Source organism: Candidatus Aquicultor sp., assembly GCF_054640775.1.
Map to the genome: position 1 here is coordinate 1 of NZ_JBTSLF010000223.1, position 3,846 is coordinate 3,846.

A 3,846-nucleotide genomic window follows, 5' to 3' on the forward strand; every position below is an offset into this window, starting at 1 on the left:
CATTCCCTTATTTTTAACGGCCATCGGCTCCATTGTCATGGGCCTTTACCCGGACTACTTCCTGAATATCATTAAAGCCATGGATCCGGATTATCTATTGAATATTGCAAAGGCGGTCATTCGATTATGAACTGGGTTACTCCCATACAATACTTACGGGACCATTTAAAAGCATTGAAATGGGCCCTTTATCTGGTTATGGCCGCGGCCATTGTCTTTGATATTCTTATTCCACGGCATGAAGCCCATTTTTTTGGGGACAAGATACCGGTCTTCTGGTCGGTCTTCGGCCTGATCGGCTGCATCCTGATGATTCGCATCATGAAAGGAATCTCCCACGCCTGGCTGATGAAAAAAGAGGATTATTATGGATAAGTTCGTTCATCCAGCCCTATTTTTTATTTTAGGCGCCTTCCTGATCCCGGTATTAAAGGGCCGGCTCAAACAGATCTATTTATTGCTCATACCGGCGGCCGCCTTCTATACGGTCCTCAACATGAACCTGGGGGTTTATGGGGAGATCAACTATCTGGGGTTTAAGATTATTCTGGGCCGGGTGGACCGGTTGACCATTGTTTTTGCCCATGTCTTCACCCTCATGTCCTTTTTGGGGGTTCTTTACGGTCTCCACGTCAAGGAAGACGCCCAGCATATCGCCTCCTTTTTTTATGTGGGCGGCTCCCTGGGCGTGGTCTTTGCCGGAGACTATCTGACGGTCTTTATCTTCTGGGAGATGATGGCCTTCGCTTCCACCTTCCTGATCTGGTTCCGCCGCGAGGAGGCCTCACTTTCAGCCGGGTTCCGCTATCTCCTGATGCATATCTTCGGCGGTTTGCTCCTTTTGGCCGGCATTTTTTTACATTACCAAAATACCGGCAGTATGGCCTTTGAGCTCGTCCCCAAGGCCAGTGCCGGTTTTGCCGAATATCTGATTTTGGCCGGGTTTGCCTTGAATGCCGCCGTCTTTCCCCTCCATGCCTGGCTGCCCGATGCCTATCCGGAAGCTACAGTGACCGGGGCGGTCTTTATGTGCGCCTTTACTACCAAGACGGCCATCTATGTCCTGGCCCGGGCCTTCCCCGGCTATGATGTCCTGGCCGTGATGGGCACGGTCATGACCGTTTACGGGGTCTGCTACGCCACCATTGAAAACGACATGCGCCGCATCCTTTCCTATCACATCATCAGCCAGGTGGGCTACATGGTGGCCGGAGTCGGGATCGGCACGGAACTGGCCTTAAACGGGGCCTGCGCCCATGCCTATGCCCACATCCTTTACAAGGCCTTGTTGTTTATGGGGGCCGGTTCGGTTCTGATGATGACCGGGACCTCCAAGTTAAATAAATTGGGCGGTCTTTACAAATATATGCCCCTTACCTTGATCTTTTACGTAGTGGGGGGCATCTCCATATCCGGTTTCCCTCTTTTCAGCGGCTTTGTCAGCAAATCCATGATCATTACCGGGGCCGGAGAGTCCCACCATCCGGTGCTGATGGTCCTGATGCTTTTAGCCTCGGTCGGCACCTTCCTTTCGGTGGGATTGAAACTTCCCTATTTCGCCTGGTTTGGAAAAGACTGCGGTCTAAAGCCCAAGGAACCTCCCAAAAATATGCTTTGGGCCATGGGGATAACCTCATTTTTATGCTTTCTGATCGGGGTCTATCCCAAGGTCTTATATGATCTGCTGCCTTTTAAAGAAGCGGCAGCGGAATTTCATCCCTACAATATGCCCCATCTCTCGGAAACGAACCAGATCTTGCTCTTTACCGGATTGGGATTTTTCCTGCTCCTCAAGCGACTCCAGCCGGAAGCCAAGATCAATCTGGATTTCGATTGGTTCTATCGGAAGCTGGTGGATGGTTTTATGTGGTTCGATCAAAGATTCATTCAGGCTTTTGACTTCGGATGGGGGGAACTTTACCGAAGCCTCGCCCTCAAATCCATGATGGCCTTTGCCGGGTTTTTCGCCTGGTTTGACCGCTGGGGCATCGATGGAGTAGTGGATAATGTGGCCTATGGGACCCAGGAGTTCGGCAATCAAATCCGCAAGGTCCAGACCGGAAATATCCAGAATTATCTGGCTGTGGCGCTGTTGGTTATTTTTGCGATCATTGGGATTTATTGGTTTTTATAAAATAAAGGTCTGAGGTGCAAGGTTTTAGGTTTAAGGTAAAATAAGGAAGAACCACCAACCGTAAACCTTATACCGTAAACCTTATACCGTAATTATCAGGGAAATTAACAAACATGGATTTTCTTATTCCCAATCAGCTTAATTATCCGATCTTAAGCACACTTGTTTTCTTACCCCTGGTCGGGGTCTTGGTCCTTTTTATATTGCGAAACGAGACAACGGCCAAAGTCTGGGCTTTGGTCATCAGTATCATTAACCTTGCCCTTTCTCTTCCTCTTTATTTTAATTTTAATATTTCCACCTATAAATACCAGTTTGGAGAACATATACCCTGGATCCCCGGATTTAAAATCAATTATACCTTGGGGGTGGACGGCATCAGCCTCTTTCTGGTCCTGTTAAGCACTCTTCTGACGCCCATTTGTATCCTGGCCTCCTGGAAATACATCGAGAAACGGGTCAAAGAATTTCTGATTTGCCTCCTTGTGATTGAAACCGCTTGTGTCGGAGTTTTCTCGGCCCTGGATTTCGTTCTTTTCTATATTTTCTTTGAGGCCATGCTGGTCCCCATGTATTTATTGATTGCCGTCTGGGGTGGCCCGGCCAAGGTTTATGCTTCGCTCAAGTTCTTTATCTACACCATGGCCGGCAGCGTCTTCCTCATGGTGGCCATGATCGCCTTTTATGTAAAGACCGGCACCTTCAGCATCCCGGAATTAATGACCCATACCTACTCCTTTAACTTTCAATTCTGGGTCTTCCTGGCCATGGGAATCGCTTTCGCCATCAAAGTTCCGATGGCCCCGTTCCATACCTGGTTGCCGGCCGCGCATGTGGAGGCCCCGACCGCCGGCAGTGTCATCCTGGCCAGCGTATTGTTGAAAATGGGGACTTACGGTTTCGTGCGCTTTTGTTTGCCTATCCTCCCCCAGGCCAGTGTCTACTTTGCCCCCTATGTCCTCTGGATCTCCATCATCTCCATCATTTATGGTGGCTATGTCGCCCTGGGGCAAAGCGACATGAAACGGTTGATCGCCTATTCCAGCGTGGCCCACATGGGGTTTGTCACCTTGGGGACCTTTCTCTTCAACAAATCCGGACTGGAAGGGGCCATCCTGCAGATGATCAATCACGGCATCACCACCGGGGCTCTCTTTCTCTGCGTAGGGATCATTTATGAGAGAAGCCACAGCCGGTTGATTACGGTCAACTCCGGGATAAGCAAAATTATGCCCATATACATTGGGTTTTTAGGTTTTTTCAGTCTTTCCTCCATGGCCTTTCCCGGGACTAACAGTTTTGTGGGCGAGCTCCTGGTTTTAATCGGCACCTTTTTGGATAATAAACTGATCGGCGCCGTTGCCATCCCAGGGGTGGTTTTGGCTGCCGCCTATATGCTTCGGTTGCTCCAGAAGATCGCCTGGGGAGGTCAAGGAAACCCATCCTTTAAAGATATGAATATCCGGGAGATCGTTTATCTGGTCCCGCTGGCCATATTCGTCTTGTGGATTGGTTTTTCACCGGGTCCCTTTTTGGATGTCATGCATGCCAGCGTGGACCATCTGGTCCAGCAAGTGCAGGCCGGAAGTGCCCTGGCCTTAGTGAAGTAGGGGATTGAACACTTTATTGTTTAAGTATTTTCATCGGGCTTTGAGCTTCCAGCTTTAAGCATTCTACTGAGGAACGAATCATAATGGATTTCTTGTTATTTT

Annotated in this window: 3 protein-coding genes; all 3 read left to right on the plus strand. The window is 49.3% G+C overall.

Annotation, left to right across the window (positions count from 1 at the left end):
• Positions 1–126: 126 nt before the first annotated feature.
• The 3 genes from ACYC56_RS13130 to ACYC56_RS13140 all read left to right on the plus strand — a co-directional run bounded on the left by ACYC56_RS13130 (position 127) and on the right by ACYC56_RS13140 (position 3,744).
• Positions 127–375, plus strand: a complete 249-nt coding sequence (locus ACYC56_RS13130) for a hypothetical protein (RefSeq protein WP_461374624.1) — start codon at positions 127–129, stop codon at positions 373–375.
• Positions 368–2,134 carry a Na(+)/H(+) antiporter subunit D gene (locus ACYC56_RS13135; RefSeq protein ID WP_461374625.1) on the plus strand — a complete coding sequence of 589 codons (1,767 nt, stop codon included), beginning with the start codon at positions 368–370 and terminating at the stop codon, positions 2,132–2,134. Before ACYC56_RS13130 ends, ACYC56_RS13135 begins: the two co-directional genes overlap by 8 nt.
• A 113-nt stretch (positions 2,135–2,247) precedes the next feature.
• The gene (locus ACYC56_RS13140) at positions 2,248–3,744 is read left to right on the plus strand and encodes an NADH-quinone oxidoreductase subunit M (RefSeq protein WP_461374626.1); all 1,497 of its coding nucleotides are present in this window, start codon (positions 2,248–2,250) and stop codon (positions 3,742–3,744) included.
• Positions 3,745–3,846 lie beyond the last annotated feature (102 nt).

What these genes read in the sequence shown, in the direction of transcription:
- ACYC56_RS13130 (WP_461374624.1), top strand. Translation starts at nt 127, where the DNA reads ATGAACTGGGTTACTCCCATACAATACTTACGGGACCATTTAAAAGCA.
- ACYC56_RS13135 (WP_461374625.1), top strand. Translation starts at nt 368, where the DNA reads ATGGATAAGTTCGTTCATCCAGCCCTATTTTTTATTTTAGGCGCCTTC.
- ACYC56_RS13140 (WP_461374626.1), top strand. Translation starts at nt 2,248, where the DNA reads ATGGATTTTCTTATTCCCAATCAGCTTAATTATCCGATCTTAAGCACA.